Origin of the sequence: Morganella sp. GD04133, from assembly GCF_029835375.1 — a bacterium.
Taxonomy (GTDB): domain Bacteria; phylum Pseudomonadota; class Gammaproteobacteria; order Enterobacterales; family Enterobacteriaceae; genus Morganella; species Morganella morganii_B.
Genome location: NZ_JAODZS010000017.1, coordinates 1 through 23,752 on the forward strand (window position 1 = coordinate 1; position 23,752 = coordinate 23,752).

The 23,752-nt window shown below is 52.1% G+C and carries 22 protein-coding genes; 11 read left to right on the plus strand and 11 right to left on the minus strand.

Translation table 11 applies throughout. From position 1 onward, the window contains the following. Positions 1-58 precede the first annotated feature (58 nt). From N7387_RS09920 to narX, 5 genes are all read right to left on the minus strand, one after another. Positions 59-532, minus strand: a complete 474-nt coding sequence (locus N7387_RS09920) for a hypothetical protein (protein ID WP_262861379.1) — start codon at positions 530-532, stop codon at positions 59-61. Between the two features lie 183 nt (positions 533-715). After that, complete coding sequence (locus N7387_RS09925; protein WP_279798622.1) at positions 716-1,015, minus strand: helix-turn-helix transcriptional regulator; 300 nt, start codon at positions 1,013-1,015, stop codon at positions 716-718. Between the two features lie 686 nt (positions 1,016-1,701). Continuing rightward, the gene (locus N7387_RS09930; protein WP_279798623.1) at positions 1,702-2,439 is read right to left on the minus strand and encodes a glycerophosphodiester phosphodiesterase family protein; all 738 of its coding nucleotides are present in this window, start codon (positions 2,437-2,439) and stop codon (positions 1,702-1,704) included. Between the two features lie 37 nt (positions 2,440-2,476). Further along, positions 2,477-3,187 carry a two-component system response regulator NarL gene (narL, locus tag N7387_RS09935; protein ID WP_071997695.1) on the minus strand — a complete coding sequence of 237 codons (711 nt, stop codon included), beginning with the start codon at positions 3,185-3,187 and terminating at the stop codon, positions 2,477-2,479. Between the two features lie 3 nt (positions 3,188-3,190). Continuing rightward, positions 3,191-4,933 (minus strand): nitrate/nitrite two-component system sensor histidine kinase NarX, encoded by a 1,743-nt coding sequence (narX, locus tag N7387_RS09940; RefSeq protein WP_262861382.1) that lies wholly within the window; start codon positions 4,931-4,933, stop codon positions 3,191-3,193. Between the two features lie 298 nt (positions 4,934-5,231). On the opposite strand from narX, the gene N7387_RS09945 reads away from it, so the two are divergent. The 5 genes from N7387_RS09945 to narI all read left to right on the plus strand — a co-directional run bounded on the left by N7387_RS09945 (position 5,232) and on the right by narI (position 13,398). Then, positions 5,232-6,614, plus strand: coding sequence for a NarK family nitrate/nitrite MFS transporter (locus N7387_RS09945; RefSeq protein ID WP_279798626.1), 1,383 nt, complete (start codon positions 5,232-5,234; stop codon positions 6,612-6,614). A gap of 61 nt (positions 6,615-6,675) precedes the next feature. Beyond that, a complete protein-coding gene (locus N7387_RS09950) occupies positions 6,676-10,437 on the plus strand; it encodes a nitrate reductase subunit alpha (RefSeq protein WP_279798628.1) in 3,762 nt (1,253 codons plus the stop codon). Next, positions 10,437-11,993, plus strand: a complete 1,557-nt coding sequence (gene narH / locus N7387_RS09955) for a nitrate reductase subunit beta (protein WP_004241167.1) — start codon at positions 10,437-10,439, stop codon at positions 11,991-11,993. Before N7387_RS09950 ends, narH begins: the two co-directional genes overlap by 1 nt. Further along, entirely contained in the window at positions 11,990-12,724 is a 735-nt protein-coding gene (narJ, locus tag N7387_RS09960; RefSeq protein ID WP_262862339.1) for a nitrate reductase molybdenum cofactor assembly chaperone, read from the plus strand. The genes narH and narJ overlap by 4 nt, the downstream gene beginning before the upstream one ends. Next, positions 12,721-13,398 (plus strand): respiratory nitrate reductase subunit gamma, encoded by a 678-nt coding sequence (narI, locus tag N7387_RS09965; protein WP_279798641.1) that lies wholly within the window; start codon positions 12,721-12,723, stop codon positions 13,396-13,398. Before narJ ends, narI begins: the two co-directional genes overlap by 4 nt. Positions 13,399-14,364: 966 nt before the next feature. Here the strand turns inward: narI and N7387_RS09970 are convergent. After that, complete coding sequence (locus N7387_RS09970; protein WP_279798643.1) at positions 14,365-14,571, minus strand: hypothetical protein; 207 nt, start codon at positions 14,569-14,571, stop codon at positions 14,365-14,367. Positions 14,572-14,874: 303 nt separating this feature from the next. Next, positions 14,875-15,786 (minus strand): LysR family transcriptional regulator, encoded by a 912-nt coding sequence (locus N7387_RS09975; protein WP_262861386.1) that lies wholly within the window; start codon positions 15,784-15,786, stop codon positions 14,875-14,877. Between the two features lie 100 nt (positions 15,787-15,886). Between N7387_RS09975 and N7387_RS09980 the strand changes: the two genes are divergently transcribed. The 3 genes from N7387_RS09980 (at position 15,887) to N7387_RS09990 (ending at position 17,218) form a co-directional block, all read left to right on the plus strand. After that, positions 15,887-16,519, plus strand: coding sequence for a metal-dependent hydrolase (locus N7387_RS09980; RefSeq protein ID WP_279798647.1), 633 nt, complete (start codon positions 15,887-15,889; stop codon positions 16,517-16,519). A 61-nt stretch (positions 16,520-16,580) separates the two neighbouring features. After that, a complete protein-coding gene (locus tag N7387_RS09985) occupies positions 16,581-16,958 on the plus strand; it encodes a LysE family translocator (protein WP_279798649.1) in 378 nt (125 codons plus the stop codon). After that, positions 16,946-17,218 (plus strand): LysE family transporter, encoded by a 273-nt coding sequence (locus N7387_RS09990; protein ID WP_279798651.1) that lies wholly within the window; start codon positions 16,946-16,948, stop codon positions 17,216-17,218. The genes N7387_RS09985 and N7387_RS09990 overlap by 13 nt, the downstream gene beginning before the upstream one ends. Positions 17,219-17,241: 23 nt before the next feature. Here N7387_RS09990 and N7387_RS09995 read toward each other — a convergent pair whose 3' ends face one another. Both N7387_RS09995 and N7387_RS10000 read right to left on the minus strand, forming a co-directional pair. Next, a complete protein-coding gene (locus N7387_RS09995) occupies positions 17,242-17,559 on the minus strand; it encodes a helix-turn-helix transcriptional regulator (RefSeq protein ID WP_279798652.1) in 318 nt (105 codons plus the stop codon). Further along, on the minus strand, positions 17,556-17,885 hold the full coding sequence (locus N7387_RS10000; RefSeq protein WP_279798654.1) for a type II toxin-antitoxin system RelE/ParE family toxin: 330 nt from the start codon (positions 17,883-17,885) through the stop codon (positions 17,556-17,558). The genes N7387_RS09995 and N7387_RS10000 overlap by 4 nt, the downstream gene beginning before the upstream one ends. Before the next feature lie 284 nt (positions 17,886-18,169). Here N7387_RS10000 and N7387_RS10005 point away from each other — a divergent pair, with 284 nt between their 5' ends. Then, positions 18,170-19,654, plus strand: a complete 1,485-nt coding sequence (locus N7387_RS10005) for an aldehyde dehydrogenase family protein (protein WP_262883395.1) — start codon at positions 18,170-18,172, stop codon at positions 19,652-19,654. Between the two features lie 44 nt (positions 19,655-19,698). Here the strand turns inward: N7387_RS10005 and N7387_RS10010 are convergent, their stop codons facing one another. Continuing rightward, positions 19,699-20,691, minus strand: coding sequence for a hypothetical protein (locus tag N7387_RS10010; protein WP_274371198.1), 993 nt, complete (start codon positions 20,689-20,691; stop codon positions 19,699-19,701). A gap of 147 nt (positions 20,692-20,838) precedes the next feature. On the opposite strand from N7387_RS10010, the gene N7387_RS10015 reads away from it, so the two are divergent. Beyond that, positions 20,839-21,621 carry a sulfite exporter TauE/SafE family protein gene (locus N7387_RS10015; protein ID WP_279798659.1) on the plus strand — a complete coding sequence of 261 codons (783 nt, stop codon included), beginning with the start codon at positions 20,839-20,841 and terminating at the stop codon, positions 21,619-21,621. Here N7387_RS10015 and N7387_RS10020 read toward each other — a convergent pair. After that, positions 21,618-23,105 carry a PLP-dependent aminotransferase family protein gene (locus N7387_RS10020; protein ID WP_279798661.1) on the minus strand — a complete coding sequence of 496 codons (1,488 nt, stop codon included), beginning with the start codon at positions 23,103-23,105 and terminating at the stop codon, positions 21,618-21,620. The two genes, N7387_RS10015 and N7387_RS10020, sit on opposite strands and share 4 nt — an antisense overlap. 146 nt (positions 23,106-23,251) lie before the next feature. On the opposite strand from N7387_RS10020, the gene N7387_RS10025 reads away from it, so the two are divergent. Then, positions 23,252-23,716, plus strand: coding sequence for a GNAT family N-acetyltransferase (locus N7387_RS10025; protein ID WP_279798745.1), 465 nt, complete (start codon positions 23,252-23,254; stop codon positions 23,714-23,716). Positions 23,717-23,752: the final 36 nt, after the last annotated feature.

The window sequence follows — 23,752 nt, forward strand, 5'->3', positions numbered from 1 at the left end:
GTAATACGAAGTCGCAGGCATGAATACATCCCCGAAATAAAATTAAAACCAAGAAAAATTAAATGTCAGACAGTGCTTTTATTTTATCCTTCACACCAATGAAACCGGCGTACTGAACTTTGGTACATAAAGTGTCCAGTTTTTTATTCAGTGTCATGGATAACACTTCACGGGAGTCTTTATCCATAATTTCTTTATTGACGTTTAAGAAGGTATAGTTCTGATTAATACGCCCGTAGTTTGACGAAAAATCATTAAATTCCGCCTGGTTTACGCCTTTAAGGAAATTAAATCCGTCCACACAGGCATTGTTGGTTGATGCAATAACAATTCCCTGCGATGCCATTTGTTTGCTTCCCACATACGCCTGCGCTGCATTATTACCGGTGACATTCGGTGTGGCAGAACGGGTTTGCTGTTTTACCGGCGGGTTTTTAACGGCTGCCGTATTTTTCTTTGCCGGTGATGTTGAGCAGGCAGAAATAACCAGTGAAAGTCCGGCTACAACGAGTGCTTTTTTGTTAATCATCATTTTCATTCCTATTTATAAAATTAACGCTTACAGAGAGAAATTACAGGTTTAATAAAAACATCTGTCTGCTGATGATATAAAGTTAATGCAACATATTATTAACAGCATTCAGATGTCATCAGACAGAAAAAGGTTGGTGATATTAAATACACGCGTAAAGGGAGAGTCATAACCGTTGGATAGTCAGCATGGCGGATTATCAGTGTCCTCTGTATCGCCCGGTCCGGAAATAACAGACTGATAATGGATGCTGATAATAGAGAAAAGTTCGCTGATCTCACGTTCTGTCATTCCCAGCGCCGCACAATACCTGAGCATGATATCCGGACTGAGCACCGATAGCCCGCGTTCATAGCGGGATATCTGCTGCTGGCTGATATTCAGCTTCTCAGCCACTTCCGATCCTGTTAATCCCTGACTTTTTCGCCTTCTTTTTAAGAAAAAACCAACTTCTTTCAATAGAGATATATTATTATCACACATAGTAAAACCTGATTTACCCGGGATATTTAACTCCTTTTAGGTTTATCCGGAATAATTAACGACAGTAATAAACATAACAATCCCGTTATTACGCACTATATCCACCGGAGAATCAGACCGGAAAGGTAACGATCCCTGTTAATTACTGCATCCTTTACCGGGAAAGAGGCCAGCCACTGCCTTTTATTTTCAGTTGATATTACTGAGCCAAATACAAATTAAATGAGTTCAATCACAATTATTCAGCATAAATAAAATCACTGATAATAAAATAATACCAATAAATAACCACTATCAGATCGGGTAAAGAATAAGTGAATCCGGAGTGGTCATGCAAATAATCATTCTTCTTTCGTTGCCTTAAGAACAATTGGTAAAATCTATCTGTGAGTAACCATAAAGAGTAATAACAGAAAAAATAATCATGTAATTTCAGGTCATTATATAAAAACAAACAGGGCTGGTAATGATAACGTCAGAAAAAGGATATTTAAGATAACTCTCTGCATGATTAAAACCGTATCACTTTGTTACAGTTTTTATCCTCTTTTTGTTCATCTGATAATAATAAAAAGAATTTTATTATGATTTATTAAATATAACTCCAATAACTTGTATTTTTGCCTGTAAAAATAAAAACACCGGCCTGTCAAAAAAAGCCGGTGTCATACTGATGCAAGATAGCATTAAGAAAAACGATTTTCATCCCTGTATATTGCCGGGTTATCCGTTATCAGCATTCCCACTCCCCAGTCCGCATAATGCGCGACCAGCTCCGGATAATTCGGTGTATAGCAAAAAACCTGATAACCGGCTTTTCTCAGCGATTTTGCCGTGTCTTCCCGCAGAAACAGCCAGTCGCAATGCACACTGAATGCGTCAATCTCCTGAAGCAGTGCCAGAGGCTGCGACGGAATTTTTTCCCAGAGTTGTCCGCGCCGGATGTGCGGCATCCGTTTATGCATATGGCGCAGTGTACGGGTATCAAAGCCGGAAAACAGAATCCGCTCTGCCGGGAAATTCTGCATTTCAAGCACTGCGGCGGTGGCTTCACACAGCTGAGCAATCGCATGGTCACTGTCTGTCAGCTCTGTTTTCAGTTCCAGGTTCAAATGCAATCCAAATTCTTCCGCCAGCGCCAGCAGGTCGGTCAGCAGCGGAATTTTTTCCCCCCGGTACACTTCCCCCGCCCATAACCCGGCATCCAGTGCCCGCAGTTCACGTAAGGTCAGATCCGTCACTTTCCCGCTGCCGTTGGTGGTGCGGTTCACGGTTTCATCGTGGATCAGCACCGGTACACCGTCGGCGCTGAGCTGAACATCGGTTTCAATCCACAGACAGCCAAACTCTGCCGCCTGCCGGAATGCTGCCATGGTATTTTCCGGGGCGCGGGCGGCAAAGCCGCGGTGTGCTGCAATAATCATAATCTGTTCCTTTATACAGAGAGGCCGGATACCGGTACTATTTGTTTTGCAGCACCCATACCGCTGCTTCCACCCGTGATTTTACCTTCATCTTTTTCATCAGGTTTTTCACATGCACTTTTACCGTGCTTTCAGTGATATCCAGTTTACGGGCGATCATTTTATTCGGCTGTCCCTGAGCGATCAGTTTCAGTATGTCGCGCTCACGCGGGGTAAGGCTGTTGATATCCGGCTCATCATCACTGCGCACCTCACGCAGCGCACCTGCCAGCACTTCAGTCAGTGCCGGGGAGACCACCATTTTACCGGCCGCCGCCTGACGCAGTGCCACCAGCAGTTCCTCCGGCTCCATATCCTTGAGCAGATAGCCATCCGCCCCGCGGCGCAGTGCCGTAATCAGATCTTCCCGGTAGTTGGACACACTGAATACCACCACCCGGCCGGAGAGCGGTTTGCGCCGCAGAATGTCCAGGGTTTCAAAGCCGTTCATGTCCGGCATATTCAGATCCAGCAGAATCAGATCCGGATCGAGTGATTCCGCCAGCGCAATGCCGTCGCGGCCGTTCCCCGCTTCACCGGCCACCGTCAGGGACGGCTCCATGCTGATTAATTGTCTGACGCCGTTACGCAGCATCGGGTGATCGTCTATCAGCAGGATCGTGGCGGGAGAGGCCGGATCAGCGGCTTCATCCGGATCACTGAGTATAATTTCTCCGGCGGAAAGCGGTACCGCAGTTCTGTTCGTCATTGTTTACTTTGCTCCTGAATCGTCTTCATTTATTCTTATAGTTGTATTCGCGGGAAAGCTTATCAGCACCTGAGTGCCGCCCTGTTCCCGTGTGGTTATCCGGCAGGTTCCGTGCAGTGTGGCTGCCCGTTCCCGCATGATGGATAACCCGTAATGGTTATTTTTTTCCGGATGTTCCGGGATGCCTTCCCCGTTATCTTCCACGCTGATATAAATCATCTGATCTTCTGACCGGCATATCACCTGCGCCCTTGACGCATTGGCGTGCTGGAGGATGTTACTCAGCGCCTCGCGGACAATCTGCACCACATGAATGGTCTGGTGCGCGGAGACCTGGCGCCCGGAGAGCTGAAAATCAAAACCGATTCGGTAACCCATCCGCTGCTCAAACTCCTCCAGTGTGCTCTGTAACGCTGCAAGCAGCCCGGGCTCGGTCAGTTTCAGGCGGAAAGTGGTCAGAAGCTCACGCAGCTGATGATAAGCACCGTTCACTTCCTGGCGCATTTCGGTCAGCAGTGTCTGACAATTTTCCGGGATCTGCGCGGAATGCATCTGTAAATAGCTTATCTGAATTTTCAGACAGGATAACGACTGCGCAATAGAATCGTGAAGTTCGCGGGCAATCACTGAGCGCTCATCCATCAGAATCAGCTGTTGCTGCTGCTCATGCTGATACGCCAGCGCAAAAGCAGAGATAATTTGTTTGCTCAGCATCTGCATCATATTCTGCTGTTCGCTGTTCAGCTGCTGTCCGGCCGGTAACAGCAGCGTCAATACCCCGTAACGGTTAATCGGTCCGCTCAGATTCCAGGTCAGCTGTTCCTGTGTCTGTAACGGCATACAGCCACAATCGCCGATTTCAGTAAAACGGGTGGCGTTATTATCCTCAAAGATCCGCAGGCACAGTGCGCCTTCCGGCATGATCTGATGCAGATCGCGCAGAATATCCGTCAGCTGAGTGGTCAGGTCATTGGTGTTATTCAGCCGCTGCCCGCTCTTATATAAGAAGGCCAGCATCTGGTTTTTTTCCTGTAAATCCTGTGTTTTGACCGCCACCCGCGATTCCAGCTCCCCGTAGAGCGCAGACAGCTCCTCTGCTGTGCGGTTAAGGGTATTGCCGATCATGGTAATTTCGTCGCGGTGGTCATAATCCGCAAAGCGCGGCTGAAAATTTCCCTGCCCCATCGCATCCGCCTGCGCCAGCAGCCGCTGCCACGGATTGAGTATCCGGCGGCGGAAATGCCGTGCCGACAACAGCAGCAGCAAAATCATCAGTGCGATAAAGACCAGCTGAATAGCCGCTACCAGCCGGATGGTGGATTCGGTCTGATGGTCAATGGCAGACACCAGGCTGTCAATCTGACCGACAAACGCAGCCACCGGAGCACGGGCCTCTTCCGGCTGTTTTGCTGCTTCCAGCGCCGGGCGCAGCTTCTGCCGCCAGGTCTGCTCAATAGCCAGAAACTGCTGTTGTATTTTTGCAGGACTCACCGCTTTCATCCCGGCAAGCAGGGTTAAATCGGATTCAAAATCATTGAGATATTGCTGTGAATGCCCGGTCAGCGGGATTTCAGACAAGAAACGGTAGCTCTGCATCCGCAATGTACCGGATTTATTAATCGCATGTGCATTGCCCTGCACACTTTCGGTGATCTGATTGGTCAGCCCCATGCCGATCACCGCAAAAACGGTAAGCAGCACCATAAAACCGGTGATTTGTGTGAGAATGGATGTGTGTTTCAGCATGCACTGATGCTCCTCTGAACTGACCGGTTATTCTCTCTGATTTCCCTGAAAAAACACCTACCACTAAAGTAGTACCCCTTAAAACCCCGGGGGATTAGCCATTATAAACCACACTAATCATACCGATACTAACCGTTTGATTTTAGGTATTTTCATCAGATTAACAACCATACCCCTAAAGTAGAATGACGGTTTTGCGCTTAAAAATCAATCGGTTCACCCTTTGATTAAGATCAGTATCAGCACCTTATAACCCACGTAAAACGCCTTTAATTTCAGCATAATTTTGAGGTGTATTATGGCTCAGATCTCCGAAGACAAGGCATCAGCGGGCGTCATTACCGACTGGCGCCCGGAAGATGAAAAATTCTGGGCAGAGAGCGGACACCGGGTTGCATCACGCAACCTGTGGATCTCCGTTCCCTGCCTGTTACTGGCATTCTGTGTATGGATGCTGTTCAGCGCCGTTGCCGTCAATCTCCCGAAAGTCGGCTTTAACTTTACCACCGATCAGCTGTTTATGCTGACCGCGCTGCCGTCCGTTTCCGGCGCACTCCTGCGCGTTCCTTATTCCTTTGTGATCCCGATTTTCGGCGGCCGCCGCTGGACGGCGTTCAGTACCCTGATCCTGATTGTGCCGTGTGTATGGCTCGGATTCGCGGTGCAGAACCCGTCAACGCCGTATGCGGTGTTTGTGATTATCGCCCTGCTGTGCGGCTTTGCCGGGGCAAACTTTGCCTCCAGTATGGGGAATATCAGCTTCTTCTTCCCGAAAGCAAAACAGGGCGGAGCACTGGGTATCAACGGCGGACTGGGTAACCTCGGTGTGAGTGTGATGCAGCTGGTCGCACCGTTTATTGTGACGTTCGGGGTGTTCAGCTTTATGGGCGGCACCGGTGTGCCCCAGCCGGACGGCTCTGAGCTGTGGTTACAGAATGCCGCGTGGATCTGGGTGCCGTTCCTGCTGCTGTTTACCGCCGCAGCCTGGCTGGGGATGAATGACCTCTCCGCCAACAAAGCCTCGTTAAAAGAGCAGTTACCGGTCCTGAAACGCAAACATCTGTGGATCCTGAGCTTCCTCTATCTCTCCACGTTCGGATCATTTATCGGATTTTCCGCCGGGTTTGCCATGCTGTCGAAAACCCAGTTCCCGGATATCGTTATCCTGAAATTTGCCTTCTTCGGCCCGTTACTGGGTGCGCTGGCCCGTCCGCTGGGCGGCTTCCTCTCCGATAAATTCGGCGGCATCCGCGTGACCTTTATTAACTTTGTGGTCATGGCGGTATTCGCCTTCCTGCTGTTCTTCACACTGCCTGGCAAAAATGATGCCGGTTCATTTGCCGCTTTCTTCGGCGTCTTTATGGTGCTGTTTTTCACCGCCGGTCTCGGCAGCGGCTCTACTTTCCAGATGATTGCGGTGGTGTTCCGCAAAATCACCACTGAGCGCGTGCTGGCACAGGGCGGTACCGAAAAAGAAGCCCAGCATGAAGCCATCACCGAAAGTGCTGCCGCACTCGGTTTTATCTCTGCCATCGGCGCTATCGGCGGGTTCTTTATCCCGAATGCCTTTGGTATTTCACTGACACTGACCGGCTCGCCTGCCGGTGCAATGAAAGTGTTCGTTGTCTTTTATGTGGTCTGCATTCTGACCACATGGCTGGTATACGGCCGTAAAAAATAATTAATTCAATTCTGATAATCAGAGCAATGTGAGCGCCCGGCGCTTATCGGGGGATTACCGAATGAGCAAGTTTTTAGACAGATTCCGTTATTTTAAGCAGCGCGGGGAAACCTTCTCCGGCGACCACGGACAAGAGCTGAACGTCAACCGCGACTGGGAGGATGGTTACCGCAGCCGCTGGCAGCATGACAAAATTGTCCGTTCCACCCACGGCGTGAACTGTACCGGTTCATGCAGCTGGAAGATTTACGTGAAAAACGGGCTGGTGACCTGGGAGACGCAGCAGACGGACTACCCGCGTACCCGTCCTGATCTGCCGGATCATGAGCCGCGCGGTTGTCCGCGTGGTGCCAGCTATTCCTGGTATCTGTACAGTGCAAACCGCGTAAAATATCCGATGGTACGCAAACGCCTGATCAAACTGTGGCGTGAGGCCAAAGCGCAGCACGCTGATCCGGTCGATGCATGGGCATCCATTATTAATGATGAGGCAAAAGCCAAAAGCTACAAACAGGCACGCGGACGCGGCGGGTTTGTCCGTTCCGACTGGCAGGAAGTGAATGAAATGATTGCGGCAGCCAATATTGTGACTGCCAAACAGTTCGGCCCTGACCGTATTATCGGCTTCTCGCCAATCCCGGCGATGTCGATGGTCTCCTATGCCTCCGGTGCCCGTTATTTATCCCTGATCGGCGGTGCCTGCCTGAGTTTCTATGACTGGTACTGCGACTTACCGCCTGCCTCCCCGCAAACCTGGGGTGAGCAGACTGACGTGCCGGAATCCGCAGACTGGTATAACTCCTCTTATCTGATTGCCTGGGGTTCCAACGTCCCGCAGACCCGTACTCCGGATGCGCACTTCTTCACCGAAGTCCGTTATAAAGGGACCAAAACGGTCGCAATTACGCCCGATTATGCTGAAATCGCTAAACTGTGCGACCAGTGGCTCAACCCGAAACAGGGTACAGACAGCGCTGTTGCACTGGCAATGGGCCATGTGATCCTCAATGAGTTCCACGCGAAGCGTCAGGCGGAATACTTCACCAATTATGTCCGCACTTACAGCGACATGCCGATGCTGGTGATGCTGGATCCGCGTGCAGAAGGCGGCTATGTGCCGGGCCGTATGCTGCGGGCATCTGATCTGGTGGATTCTCTCGGCGAGAAAGAAAATGCTGAGTGGAAAACCATCGCCATTGATGAAAACAGCCAGCAGTTGGTGGCACCACAGGGCTCTATCGGGTTCCGCTGGGACAAATCCCGCAAATGGAACCTGGAGCCGCGTGACGGCAAGAGTGGTGATGAGATCACCATGCAGCTGAGCCTGCTGGATAAGCACGATGACGTTGCTGATGTCGCTTTCCCGTATTTCGGCGGCATTGAAAATGAGTTCTTCGAAGGTGTGGCACTGGATGAAGTGCTGATGCACAAATTGCCGGTGAAAGTGGTACGTCTGGCAGACGGCAGTGAAGTCCGTGTGGCAAGTGTTTTCGATTTAACCCTCGCCAACTACGGTATTGATCGTGGTCTGAATGATGTAAACTGCGCGTCGGATTACAGCGAAATCAAGGCCTATACCCCGGCCTGGGCAGAAAAAGTGACCGGCGTCAGTCAGCATCACATCTCCCGTATTGCCCGTGAGTTTGCCGATAACGCCGAGAAAACCCATGGCCGTTCAATGGTGATTGTCGGTGCCGGTATCAACCACTGGTATCACATGGATATGACCTACCGCGGCATCATCAATATGCTGGTGTTCTGCGGCTGCGTCGGCCAGAGCGGCGGCGGCTGGTCACACTATGTGGGCCAGGAAAAACTGCGTCCGCAGACCGGCTGGTTACCGCTGGCGTTCGGGCTGGACTGGTCACGTCCGCCGCGCCATATGAACAGCACCTCGTTCTTCTATAACCACTCAAGCCAGTGGCGTTATGAAACTGTTCAGCCGCAGGAGCTTCTCTCCCCGCTGGCGGACAAATCCCGCTTCAGCGGCAGCCTTCTGGACTTCAACATCCGTGCCGAACGCATGGGCTGGCTGCCGTCCGCACCGCAGCTGAACGTGAACCCGCTGACAATCGCGGCGAGAGCAAAAGAAGCCGGTCAGGATCCGCAGGCTTACACCGCAGAAGCGCTGAAGAGCGGTGCAATCCGCTTTGCGGCGGAACAGCCGGACAATCCGCAGAACTTCCCGCGTAACCTGTTTATCTGGCGTTCCAACCTGCTCGGCTCCGCCGGTAAAGGCCATGAATATCTGCTGAAATACCTGCTCGGCACCGAAAACGGCCTGCTGGGTAAAGATCTCGGCGAACAGGGCAGCGTGAAACCGGAAGAAGCAGAATGGGTGGATAATGCCCCGGAAGGGAAAGTGGATCTGGTGGTGACACTCGATTTCCGCATGTCCAGCACCTGTCTGTTCTCCGATATCGTGCTGCCGACTGCCACCTGGTATGAAAAAGATGATATGAACACCTCGGATATGCATCCGTTCATTCATCCGCTGACCGCTGCGGTCGATCCGGCCTGGGAATCCAAAACCGACTGGGAAATCTACAAAGGGATCGCCAAATCCTTCTCTGAACTCTGCCCAGGCCACCTGGGCAAAGAGACCGATATTGTCACCCTGCCAATCCAGCATGACTCCGCTGCCGAAATCGCGCAGCCGTTTGATGTGAAGGACTGGAAAAAAGGCGAATGTGACCTGGTCCCGGGGAAAACCGCACCGCACCTGATGGTGGTCGAGCGCGATTATCCGAACACCTATGCCCGCTTTACCTCGCTGGGGCCGCTGCTGGATAAACTCGGCAACGGCGGTAAAGGTATCAGCTGGAATACGCAGGAAGAAGTCGATTTCCTGAAAAAACTCAACCGCACCCGCACTGAGGGCGCAGCGGAAGGTCGTCCGGCGATTGAAACCGCGATTGATGCAGCAGAAGTCGTGCTGTCACTGGCACCGGAAACCAACGGCCATGTGGCGGTGAAAGCGTGGGATGCGCTCGGTAAAGTGACCGGCCGCGACCATACCCATCTTGCCATCCATAAAGAAGATGAAAAAATCCGCTTCCGCGACATCGTGGCGCAGCCGCGCAAAATTATCTCCAGCCCGACCTGGTCCGGCCTTGAAGATGAGCATGTCTCTTATAACGCGGGTTACACCAACGTTCACGAGATGATCCCGTGGCGCACCCTGAGCGGTCGTCAGCAGTTGTATCAGGATCATGAATGGATGCGCGCATTCGGTGAGGCACTGGTGGTGTACCGTCCGCCGGTGGATACCCGTGCGGCACAGCCGCTGCTGGGCGCAAAACCGAACGGCTATCCGGAGAAAGCCCTGAACTTCCTGACCCCGCACCAGAAATGGGGTATTCACTCCACCTACAGCGACAACCAGCTGATGCTGACCCTCGGCCGTGGTGGCCCGGTAGTATGGCTGAGTGAGGACGATGCCCGTTCACTGGGGATTGAGGATAACGACTGGATCGAAGCCTTCAACAGCAACGGCGCACTGACGGCCCGTGCGATTGTCAGCCAGCGTATCCCGGACGGGATGATCTTTATGTATCACGCCCAGGAGCGTCAGATTAACCTGCCGGGCTCGGAAGTGACCGGTATGCGCGGCGGTATTCATAACTCCGTCACCCGTGTCTGCCCGAAACCGACCCATATGATCGGCGGCTACAGCCACCTGGCATACAGCTTTAACTATTACGGCACTGTCGGCTCCAACCGCGACGAGTTTGTGGTGGTCCGCAAAATGAAAAATGTGGACTGGCTCGACGGTGAGCAGGATGGTTATCAACAGACCCTGAGCGGGCAGGAGAAAGCATAATGAAGATACGTTCCCAAGTCGGCATGGTATTGAACCTGGATAAATGTATCGGTTGCCATACCTGCTCTGTCACCTGTAAAAACGTCTGGACCAGCCGCGAAGGGGTGGAATACGCGTGGTTCAATAACGTCGAAACCAAACCCGGCCTGGGCTACCCGCATAACTGGGAAGACCAGGAAAAATGGAAAGGCGGCTGGATCAAAAACATCCGCGGCAAACTGGTGCCGCGTATGGGTAACAAAATCGGCCTGCTGTCAAAAATCTTCGCCAACCCCGACCAGCCGGAGCTGGATGATTATTATGAGCCGTTCACTTACGACTATGATCATCTGAAAAACGCCCCGGAAGGCAATCTGCCGACCGCCCGTCCGCGCTCACTGATCACCGGTCAGCGCATGACAAAAATCGAAAACGGCCCGAACTGGGAAGATGACCTCGGCGGTGAATTCAGCCGCCGCAGCGCGGACAAAAACTTCGCCGACATGCAGAAAGAGATGTACGGCCAGTTTGAGCAGACTTTTATGATGTATCTGCCGCGTCTGTGTGAACACTGTCTGAACCCGGCCTGTGTCGCGACCTGTCCGAGCGGTGCGATCTATAAACGTGCGGAAGACGGTATCGTCCTTATCGATCAGGACAAATGCCGCGGCTGGCGTATGTGCCTGACCGGCTGCCCGTACAAAAAAATCTACTTCAACTGGAAGAGCGGCAAATCCGAGAAATGTATTTTCTGCTATCCGCGTATCGAAGCCGGTCAGCCGACCGTCTGTTCGGAAACCTGCGTGGGCCGTATCCGTTACCTCGGTGTGCTGCTCTATGATGCGGATCGCATTGAAGAAGCGGCAAGCGCGGATAACGAAAAAGATCTGTATGAGCGTCAGCTCGGGATCTTCCTCGACCCGAACGACCCGGAAGTGATCCGCCAGGCGCAGAAAGACGGCATTCCGCTGAGTGTGATTGACGCGGCACAGAAATCGCCGGTCTACAAAATGGCGATGGAGTGGAAACTCGCTCTGCCGCTGCACCCGGAATACCGCACCCTGCCGATGGTCTGGTATGTGCCGCCTCTGTCACCGATTCAGTCTGTCAGCGATGCGGGTATGCTGCCGCACAGTGGCGTACTGCCGGATGTGGAAAGTCTGCGCATCCCGGTTCAGTACCTAGCCAACCTGCTGACCGCCGGGGATACCGCGCCGGTACTGCGTGCCCTGAAACGGATGCTGGCTATGCGTCACTACAAACGTGCGGAAACCGTGGATAAAACCCGCGATATCAGTGCGCTGGAAGAAGTGGGTCTGACAGAAGCCCAGGCACAGGAAATGTACCGCTATCTGGCTATCGCCAATTATGAGGATCGCTTTGTGATCCCGTCATCACACCGCGAACTGGCCCGTGAGGCATTTCCTGAGCGTAACGGCTGCGGATTCAGCTTCGGTGACGGCTGTCACGGCAGCGATACCAAATTTAATCTGTTTAACAGCCGCCGTATCGATGCCATTGATATCACGCAGAAAACACCGGCAGATGCGCCAATCTCAGAGAGGCATTCATCATGATCAGCTTAAAAATCATCGGCTGCCTGCTGGATTACCCGGGTGAGGAGCTCTGGGCACACCGCGACGAACTGATTGCAGAGATTGAACAGGCGCACGAACTGCGCCTGACTCAGGCTGCCGCACTGATGTACTTCGTCGCTGAACTGACCTCAGAGCCGCTGCTCGACAGCCAGGCGCGCTACAGTGAATTGTTTGATCGCGGCAGAGCCACCTCTCTGCTGCTGTTTGAACACGTGTATGGTGAATCGCGCGATCGCGGCCAGGCAATGGTGTCTCTGCTGGAGCAGTATGAGCAGGCCGGGATCACCCTCAGCAGTCGCGAACTGCCGGATTATCTGCCGGTTTATCTGGAATATCTCTCTGTTATGCCGCCGGAACAGGCTTGTCAGGGACTGAAAGATATCGCGCCGATCCTCGCTCTGCTCGGTGAGCGGCTCCGTCAGCGCGAAAGTCATTACCATGAACTGTTCAGCCTGCTGCTGGCAATGGCGGACAGCGACCTGACACTCAGCGCACTGACCCGTCAGGTGGACGGTGAAGCCCGTGATGACACCCCGGCTGCACTGGATGCGGTCTGGGAAGAAGAACAGGTGACATTCCTGGCTGATAAAGGCTGTGACAATTCTGTTCTGACACAACATGAGCGTCGTTTTTCACAGAGTGTCGCCCCGAATTACATTCAGGTGGGTGACGCGCCGGTTCCCCCTGCGGCGAAAGGAGTAACTCCATGAATTTCCTGAATACGTTTTTCTTTGATATCTATCCGTATATCGCGGGCGCGGTGTTTATCATCGGCAGCTGGCTGCGCTATGACTACGGACAATACACCTGGCGTACCGGTTCCAGTCAGATGCTGGATAAAAAAGGGATGCGTCTGGCCTCCAACCTGTTCCATGTCGGGATCATCGGTATTTTCTTCGGGCATTTCGTCGGCATGCTGACCCCGCACTGGATGTATGAGCCGTTTATCACTGTGGCACAGAAACAGATGCTGGCGATGGTGGCGGGCGGTGCCTGCGGGGTGATGACCCTGATCGGCGGCGGTCTGCTGCTCAAACGCCGTCTGACCAACCCGCGCGTCCGTGCAACATCATCTGCCGGCGATATCCTGATCATCACCCTGCTGGTGATCCAGGTGATTCTGGGGCTGGGTACCATTCCGTTCTCCGCGCAGCACACCGACGGCAGCGAGATGATGAAACTGGTCGGCTGGGCGCAGTCTGTCGTGACATTTCAGGGGGGCGCATCAGAGCATCTGGAAGGGGTTGCCTTTATCTTCCGCATGCACCTGGTGCTGGGTATGACGCTGTTCCTGATCTTCCCGTTCTGCCGTCTGGTCCATATCTGGAGTGCGCCGGTCGAATACATTACACGCCGCTATCAGTTAGTGCGCAACCGCCATTAATTAATAACAACAGTCTCATCCTTTAAATGCACAGTTTTGGGTGGCTCCGGCCGCCCCTTTTTTTATCACCGTGTGATCCTTTCAAAAAAAGTTGAAACAGATAACCACCTCAGAGGCAAAACAGCCGGTTTCTCTGCCGCTGTAACGTGTCAATAACATTTCAGTCATCTTTAGATCAGGAATAAATCCCTCAAAATCAATTAAATAAATCACAACCAGCAGAAACACGCTGTTTTATCCCAGTTACGATGTTCATTTTTGATATTTTTCACTGCTTTTTTGTTATTAAAATGATTTTGTAATCATTAAAAAATAGTTGAATTTAATGTTGACCCACATCACAAAACTGGTATCATACCTCCATCGAAGCAAAACACGCTTACTAACCTAATTCAAAAGCAGGAGTTCATTATGAAAAGTATCAAAACTTTCTTCTCTAATCTGACCCGTGCTGCTGCTATCATTGCAAAATACAGCAAAGCATTCTGATTTATCAGACAGATTTAAGAAAAGCGCCTCCGGGGCGCTTTTTTATTACCTGCGATCCGGCTTTCAACAAAAGTTGAAGCGACTGGCCGGAACAGAGGCAAAATCCCTGCTTCTTCTGCTGGCGTAACGCCCCGCTAACATTTTCAACATCAGTGCTTCTCAAAAAAATCGCTGCCAAATCAATTCAGTAAACAACAATCAGCAGAAACACACTGTGTTATCCCGGTTTCGATGTTCATTTTTGCTATTTTTCACTGCTTTTTTGTTATTAAAATGATTTTATAATAATTAAAAAATAGTTGAATTTAATGTTGACCTACATCACAAAACTGGTATCATACCTCCATCGAAGCAAAACACGCTTACTAACCTAATTCAAAAGCAGGAGTTCATTATGAAAAGTATCAAAACTTTCTTCTCTAATCTGACCCGTGCTGCTGCTATCATTGCAAAATACAGCAAAGCATTCTGATTTAATCAGACAGATTTAAGAAAAGCGCCTTCGGGGCGCTTTTTTATTGCCTGCGATCCGGCTTTCAACAAAAGTTGAGGCGACTGACCGGAACAGAGGCAAAATCCCTGCTTTTTCTGCTGGCGTAACGCCCCGCTAACATTTTCAACATCAGCGCTTCTCAAAAAAATTGCTGCTAAATCAATTAAGTAAATCACCACCAGCAGAAACACGCTGTTTTATCCCGGTTGTGATGTTCACATTTGCTATTTTTCACTGCTTTTTTGTTATTAAAATGATTTTGTAATCATTAAAAAATAGTTGAATTTAATGTTGACCCGCATCACAAAACTGGTATCATACCCCCATCGAAGCAAAACACGCTTACTCAACTAATTCAAAGCAGGAGTTCATTATGAAAAGTATCAAAGCTTTCTTCTCAAATCTGACCCGTGCTGCTGCTATCATTGCAAAATACAGCAAAGCATTCTGATTTATCAGACAGATACAAAAAAAGCGCCTTTAAGGCGCTTTTTTTATGTCCGCAGTTTTTTCACCAGATAATCAATCAACACCATCATATGCGGCGGCTGATAACGCGACGGCGGATACAGCAGCCAGGCATCCCCGCTGTAACGGGTTTTAAAGGTCCAGTCCGGCAGAACCTGCACAATCTCCCCGCTCTCCAGAGATTTACGTGCCGTAAATACCGGCAGCCCGCCGATCCCTAGGTGTGATTTCACCCCGCCAAGCCGCACGCCACTGTGGTTTGATGAATAACGCCCGTGTACATTCACAGACACCACTTTATTCCCCTGCTGAAAACGCCAGCGGGTATCTGCCGCTTCCTCACTGAGAAACAGGCAGCTGTGATCCTTTAGTTCCTGCGGATGAGACGGCGTGCCATGTTCCGCCAGGTATTGCGGCGTGGCACATAAAATATGGCTGACCGTAAACAGCCGCTTGCCGATAAGTCCCGGCGGTGGTTCATTGGTAATGCGGATGGCAAGATCGATCTCCTCATCAATCAGATCCATATAGCGATCTTCCAGGCGCAGCATCACATTCACACCTGGATTCATTGCGAGGAATTCATTGATAAGCGGATGCACCATAAAGTAACCCAGTGCTTTTGGTGCCCCCAGACGCACCAGCCCGGACGGTGTTTCACTGAACTGCCCGCTGGCACTCATCACCGCCCCCGCAGAGTTGACCAGCGCCCGGCAGTGCTGATATACCGCCTTGCCGCTCTCATTCAGGCGCAGCTTGCGGGTCGTACGCTGTAATAACCGGGTATTCAGGGCGCGCTCCAGCCGCGAGACCGCACGGCTGATCGCAGACGGGGTAGCGCCCAGTTGCCGGGCCGCTTCCGAGAAACTGCCGGTTTCCACCACTTTGGCAAATACCGCCATTTCTTCGAGTAATGCGAGGGTTTCATTTGTGATCACAGGGAATAAATCCTTTGCATTTTTGCCGTATTATCATATGACAGTGCCTGCAATACAATGTCAGACAACACGACACAATAATAATGAGGCACACATCACCATGACAGAAAAATGCTACCTGACCAGCCGCGCCTTACAAGGCACCGCCACTGTCCTGGAGTGCCGTCCGGCAGAGGACGGGCGCTATGCGGTTATCCTCGATAAAACCCTGTTCCATCCGCAGGGTGGCGGACAACCGGGTGACACCGGCACGCTCGGTGATGCCACTGTGATTCACACCGCTTTTATGCCGGAAGGTATCATTCATTATACCGATATCCCGGTTGCTCCCGGTGAAGTTCAGATGAATGTCGATGCGGAGAAACGTCAGCTGCACTCACGGCTGCATACCGGCGGGCACCTGCTTTCTCATGTGATGGAAACTTTCGGCTGGAAACCGACCAAAGGGCATCACTGGCCGGATGAAGGGCGGATCCAATATATTCCTGCCGGTTCCCCGGTGATCGTGGATCCGGAAGATGTCCGCCGTCACTGTCAGGCGCTGATCGACGCGGATCACTCCTGCCATCACTATCAGGATGAAGACGGTATGTTTCAGATCCGGTTTGCGGATTTTGAGCCTTACTCCTGCGGCGGCACGCATGTGCAGTCACTCGGTGAAATCGGCACACTGGTGCTGAAATCGGTGAAAACCAAAAAGGGCGTTCTGTCCGTTCAGTACGACGTCGTCTGACGGAACCTGTCGTTCTGCGGCGGCCCCCCCCCGCCGCCCCTGTTAATCTGCTGAGGTTATAATGAATCTGTTCAACCAGAGTGAATTTCTGGCGCTTGCGCTCGTCCATTTTTTCATTGTTGTCTCACCGGGGCCGGACTTTGCCGTGACGCTGCGCCAGAGTATTTATCACGGACGCAAAGCCGGGCTGATGACGGCGCTCGGCATCGGTGCCGGAATTTCTGTGCATGTGGTGTACACACTGGCTGGTGTGACAGCCCTGATGCAGGCCACGCCGTGGCTGATGGATACCGCAAAATACATTGGTGCGGCGTATCTTATCTGGCTGGGCATTCAGTTTCTGCGCAGTAAAGGCGCAAGTGCCGCTATCACCCCGGAGAGTTCGGATCCCCCCCCCCGGCACAAACAGCCGGAAAGGCATTTTGGATGGGGTTTCTGACCAACGCCACCAACCCGAAAGCGATGCTGTTTTTCCTGGCTATGTTCACCACGCTGGTCAGTCCGTCCACGCCGGTGACGGTCAAACTGTTCTACGGCGTGTGGATGTGCGGCGTGAATGCAGCCTGGTTTATGGCCGTCTCTGTTCTGTTTTCACACCAGCGTATCCGTGAGCGGTTTCTCGCGCACAGCCGGTTGTTCGACAATGTGATCGGCACTGTTCTGCTGCTGTTTGCCGGGCGGCTTTTGCTGACGGCATAACGGCAAAGTAACCACCGATATTATCAGGCCGGCTCCGAAACCACAGGCAGAAAATCAAAATATAACCGGCCGCCAATGGCGTCAGCATAACGAATCAATGTTCCCAGTTGCGGGTCATAGTCCCCTTTTTCCAGGCGGGAAATATTCTGTTTTTGTGTCGCCATTTTTTCAGCCACTTCAGCCTGGGTAATTTTCCGGGCTTTTCTTGCTGCTTTTAATGTATTCAGCAATACTTTTCGTGCCTGAATTTCATCCAGTGCATCAATAACTTCAGGATCTTTAAGTAATGTATTTTTCAGCTCTTCAAAAGGGACTAAATCATAATCATCATTACGACTCATTTCAGCCTCCTTATCACTTCTTTCATTCTCTCATGTGCTAACTCTAGCACCTGCTTCGGTGTTTTCTGCGTTTTTTTCTGAAAGACATGCACAATAATTATATGGTTTCCCCGGTAAAAAAAGAAAACACCTCTGGCACACCCTTCATAAGAACGGATCCTCAGCTCCTTCAGCCCGTCACGATGAAGGTCACGAACAACCGGTTCTTTCAGAAATGCGCCGTATTTACGCAAGGTTTCAAGCCCGGTCAGCATCTCAGCTTTGAGTCCTGCGGGCAGCTTCATAATCTCTTTTTCTGCTGCTTTAATTACTGAAAGTTCAAACATCCTTCATCCCAATGTTTTCTTTTCAGTTTATCGCCCACACCAAATGTAATCAAATATGATTACTGTATACCATAACTCCATTCAATATAGCAAAAAATAAATTTGGTAATTAATGCTGCCTTTTGCAGTTATCGCCAAATTCATTGCCACGTTAATAGTTTGATATGGTAATGTTTAAGGACGTTAATAATTACGTGTCGTTATGCGCTCATGTATTTACGCCTTGTTGTACCGATGAGGCCGTCCCGGCACTCATCAGTCACCCGGACAGAACGGAGAAGATAATGATTAAACTGAAAGATATAGAACAGGCTCTGCGTCCTCAGCCATCCTACAAAATGCTGATTAACGGCCAGTGGGTCGAAAGCAGTGATCACGCCAAAAGCCAGACATTTAACCCCGCAACCGGTGAATTACTGGCAGATTATCCGGCCGGTACCGCGCAGGATGTTAACACTGCGGTTGCTGCCGCCAAAAAGACCTTCGAAACCTGGCGCCATACCTCCCCTGCTGAGCGTCAGCAGCTGTTACTGAAAATTGCCGACCGCCTGGAAGCCGAAAAAGAGCGCTTCGCCACCCTGGAATCCCTCGATAACGGTAAGCCGTATAATGAGGCTATTTCCATCGATCTACCGGCCGCAATTGACCATTTCCGCTACTTTGCAGGGGCTATCCGTGCCCATTCCGACCAGGCCGATGTGCTGGATGAAAACACCCTGAGTCTGGTGATCCGCGAGCCGCTCGGCGTTGTCGGTCAGATTATCCCGTGGAACTTCCCGCTGCTGATGGCTGCCTGGAAACTGGCACCGGTCATTGCAGCCGGGGATACTGTGGTGATCAACCCGGCCAGCCTGACCCCGCTGACCCTGCTGGAACTGGGCCGTATTCTGAATGATGTGCTGCCTGCCGGGGTGATTAACATTGTCACCGGTCGCGGTTCGGTGGTCGGCCAGGCGATTCTTGACCATCCGGATGTGGATAAAGTGGCGTTCACCGGCTCCACCAGCGTGGGTTACACTGTTGCTGCTGCTGCCGCGAAAAAACTGATCCCGGCCACTCTGGAGCTGGGCGGTAAATCCGCCAATATCGTGTTCCCGGATGCCAATATGGAAAAAGCCGTCAAATATGCGGCTATCGCGATCCTGATGAACCAGGGTCAGGCCTGTGAATCCGGTTCACGCCTGTTCCTGCACAAAGATATTCACGATGAATTCCTGAAAAAACTGAAAGCCCGTTTTGAATCTGTCAACGTCGGAGATCCGATGGCGAAAGATACCCAGATGGGCAGCCAGGTCAGTCAGGGACAACTCGATACCATCCTCAGCTATGTGGAACTGGCGAAAAAAGAGGGTGCCACCATCCTGACCGGCGGTGAGCGTCTGACCAGTGACGGGCTGGATGCCGGATTCTTTATGAAGCCGACCATCATCACCAATGTCACCAACCAGATGCGGGTTGCCCGCGAAGAAATTTTCGGGCCGGTCCTGGTGGTGATCCCGTTCAGTGATGAGGATGAGGTTGTCGCGATGGCCAATGATTCCGAGTATGGGCTGGGTGGTGCGGTGTGGACTCAGGATATCAACCGCGCACTGCGTGTGGCGAAAGCGGTCAGAACCGGCCGTATGTGGGTGAATACCTACCATGAGCTGCCGGCTCATGCCCCGTTCGGGGGTTATAAAAACTCCGGGCTGGGACGGGAAACCCATAAAATGATGCTGGATGCCTATACGGAAGTGAAAAACATCTATATCAGCACCAAAGAGTCATAATTCATCATCATGCAAATGCCCGGCAACGCCGGGCATTTTTTTATTTATTGATTGCTTTTCGCTTCCGATGGTGGGTTTTTCCCGGCAGATCGCGCAATACTGTACATCCGCTGCATCATCATCTGATCCGCTGTTTCCGCCACAATAATCACATAGCGCCGCTCTTTCTGGTCATAACGGAAATAGGTACACTCCGGCTTGCCCCAGCGGTTGTAGTAAACCGCACCATTATCTTCCTGATAGACAATACCTTTTTGCTGATTCAGCCATTCATCAAAACGCCAGCGGTATTTCGGGACTTTAACCAGATGAATGATACCTTCCGCGTCACTGAGCGGATCACGGAAGCGGTAAATCTCCGTATTATCATCATCACTTTCAATATGAAGGCCGCCGATATCGCGGACATAATCGCCGTCCTCCTGCTTTTTCAGGCCGATGGCCATTGTTTCCGGCAGAGTGACGGAGATATTTTCTGTCATTCTGATGGTGTCACCGGGAACCGGCGGGAAGCCGTTTTCTTTATAAAACTGACGCTGCGTCTCCAGATACGCTTCATAGGAGGCGGCTCTGACATCGGACACGGCTTTCATGCCTGCCAGTTTTTCGGAGGTGTGATCGGCACGGGAAAGGGTCATTTTCAGAGTGCAGTTAAAAAAGCCGCACGCGCCCTCTTTTTCCGTGGTCAGATAGACGGTCTGCCCGCTGTCCGGTGATGTCCAGGTGGTCTGTATATTATTCAGATCAAACGTATCGCCATGAATATCACTGTCAAAACGGTTGCCGCTGTTATCCACCGTGACTCTGCCCGGCTCAAACCAGAAGAATGTGGTGTCTTTCAGGCTGACCATAGTGTCGCGGATAGCGGCTTTGACATTTTTTTCCGGGTCACTGTTCTCCGGCGCATTATCCGCCGGGTTATCATAGGTAACGGTAATATTATCAATCACGTAATATCCGTCCGGCGCAGGCGGCGGGGCTTCCTTACATCCGGCCAGCAATGCAATCACCACAGATAAAAAAATACCCCTTTTCATGACTCATCCTTTATTTAATCACCGGAAACCCGTCGTGATCATAGCGCAAAAAATGAGAAATCCTGACCGGAATTATCCTTAAGTGTATTTATCTGTCCGCCATGAGGTATGATAACTCCCCTGTTTGTTCCGGCCGGGGAAAGGACAATGGCCATTATCACAACACTGATCACCGGTGCCTTAACCGGGCTGATTATCAGCACCACCGGTGTCGGCGGCGGGGTGATAGTGCTGCCAATCCTGACGTATCTCTACGGCATGAATGCCCTGATGGCTGTCGCCACCGCCAATCTTCTCTCCATGCTGATGAAAGTCGCCTCTTCCTGGCTGCACTACAAGCTCGGTAATATTCCGCTGCGGCGCGCCATGATTGTGCTGGGCATTATGCTGCCCGCCACCTTCGGTGCCAGTCTGCTGGTGACATGGCTTGCCTCGGTACCGGCCTGGCAGGACATCACGGAAAAGGGTATTAATCTGCTGGTCGTGGCGGCGATCCTGTTTTCATTGTGGCTGTTTATTCAGCGGATGTTTTTCCCGCCGCCGTTACCGGCGGATACGGCTGAAACCACAATGTCAGTGCGGGAGTTACTGCTGCCGGGGATCACCGCCGGTGTGGTGCTGGGGGCAACGGGTGTCGGCGGCGGGATTGTGGTACTGCCGATGCTGCTGCGCTATGCGAAGATGGATATCCGTCAGGCGATCGGTACCTCTATTTTTGTTACCACCCTGCTTTCCGGCTCTTCCGCTATTGCCTATATGCAGGACGGGCACACCGATGTCCGTCTGGCGTTGTGGCTGTTTGCCGGTTCCCTGCTCAGTATGCCGCTGACCAAAATTCTGCTCACGCGGATGCCGGATCGTGCTTTTCAGTATGCCACGCTGATCCTTATCCTGTGCAGTGCCGTGATGATGACACTGAATCTGTTCTAAACCGTCACCACACCCTGCGCCTGTAACGCCTCAGCGAGGCGGCGGATGCCGTCAGTGAGTTTCTCTGCCGGATACGCGGCAAACCCGAACAATACCCCCTCCTGCGGTGCATCCGGGCGGCAGTAACGCGATAAGGGCTGCATGCCCATGCCGCACTGACGCCCGGCCTGAATCACCGTTTGTGCCGGGATACCGTTTTTCATCCGGCATAACAGGTGAATTCCCGAGTCACTCGGGACAATCGCCAGCAGCGCAGGAAGATACTGACTGATAGCATCCGTCACCGCCTGCCGCCGCTCATAACAGGCTTTGCGCACCCGGCGGACATGGCGCGCATAATGTCCTTCATTAATAAAGCGGGCCAGTGTGGCCTGTTCCAGATAACCGCAGCCGGTATCCGCATAGTATTTTGTTACCTCAAAGGCAGGAATAAGGGCTTTCGGCACGACGAGAAATCCCAGCCGGAAAGCGGGATAGAGCATTTTGGAAAACGTCCCCGCATAAATCACCCGCTGATGCCTGTCCAGCCCCTGCAATGCCTGAAGCGGGCGGTCGGCATAACGGAACTCACCGTTATAGTCATCCTCCAGGATCCAGACATGGTGCTTCGCCGCCCAGGAGAGCAGCGCCGATCGCCGGGCCAGGCTGAGTGTGCCGCCGCCGGGAAACTGATGTGACGGTGCGGTGAATACCAGTTTCGCGTCCGGCCAGCGGCGCAGGCCGTCATACACATCCATGCCCTCTTCATCCGCACGTACCGGACGCACTGTCAGCCGCTGTGATAAAAACGCCCCGCGCGCACCGTCATAACCCGGATCATCCAGCCAGACCTCATCCCCGGGCTGCAACAATGTCTGCACCGTCAGGTTAATCGCCTGCTGGGTGCCGTTGACAATCAGGATCTGATCCTCATCACACTGCAATCCGCGGGTGGCACGGACATAATGACAAATTGCCCGGCGCAGCGGCGGGTAGCCGTGCGGTTCACTGTGCGCATGCAGTGCGTAACGGGACTGACGCCAGACACGGCCGAGCAGCCGCCCCCAGACATCATGCGGAAACAGATCCACACATCCGGTACCGACCATAAACAATGCATCAGACGGCGCACCGGATGCAACGCGCTGCGACAGCAATGTTTCTGCCAGCAGGCTGATATTGGCGGTCACCAGCTCCCCGGCCTCATCCGCCGAGGATACTACCGGTCCGCTGATGGCGTGATCCGGCAGATTATCAGCCACAAAGGTCCCCGCGCCGCGCCGGGTGACAAGATAGCCCTCATCCTGCAGCCGCTCAAACCCGGCTATCACCGAGTTACGGGAAATACCCATCATTTCCGCCAGCGCCCGTCCGGATGGCACTTTACTGCCCGCATGCAGGCGACCGCTGAGGATCGCCTCACGCAGAGCGTGATACACCTGATCTTTGATGATCCCGTTACCTGTCAGTAATTCGGGAAACGCTGCCGCACCGGATTTTCGCATAGTGACCTTCCGGAAAAGTGGATCTGTTAAAAATACAAAAAGTGTATCTTATAAAGAACCAAAATAACACGTACTCTTCACATCACGGAAAACGCGCGTTTTCTTCACAACAGCAGAATAATGAGGGAAACACCATGAATAATACAATGACATCATCCGCTTTGGATCTGGTGACAGTGGCGCCTGCCACACAGAATGATTATGCAGGCTGGCTGCCGCACTGGCTGGCCTATCAGGAATTTTATAACGTCAGTTTTCCGGAAGCGGTCACGCTGACCAGCTGGTCACGTTTCTTTGATGAAAAAGAACCCGTGTTCTGCGCCGTGGCGCGGATGAACGGCAACGTCATCGGGTTTGTGCATTATCTCTATCACCGCTCCACCTGGGCGGAAAAAGAGTTTTGTTACCTGGAAGATCTGTATGTGGATCCGTCTGTACGCGGTCAGCATATCGGTAAGCAGCTGATTGAGTTTGTACAGCAGCAGGCACTGGCACGCCCGTGCGGCCGCCTCTACTGGCACACCCATAAAGACAATACCCGTGGTCAGCGTCTGTATGACTGGGTGGCAAATAAATCCGGTGCTATCGAATATATTATGCCGCTGAAATAGCAGCCGTAATATCCGGTGAAAAAGACCCGCAAAGGG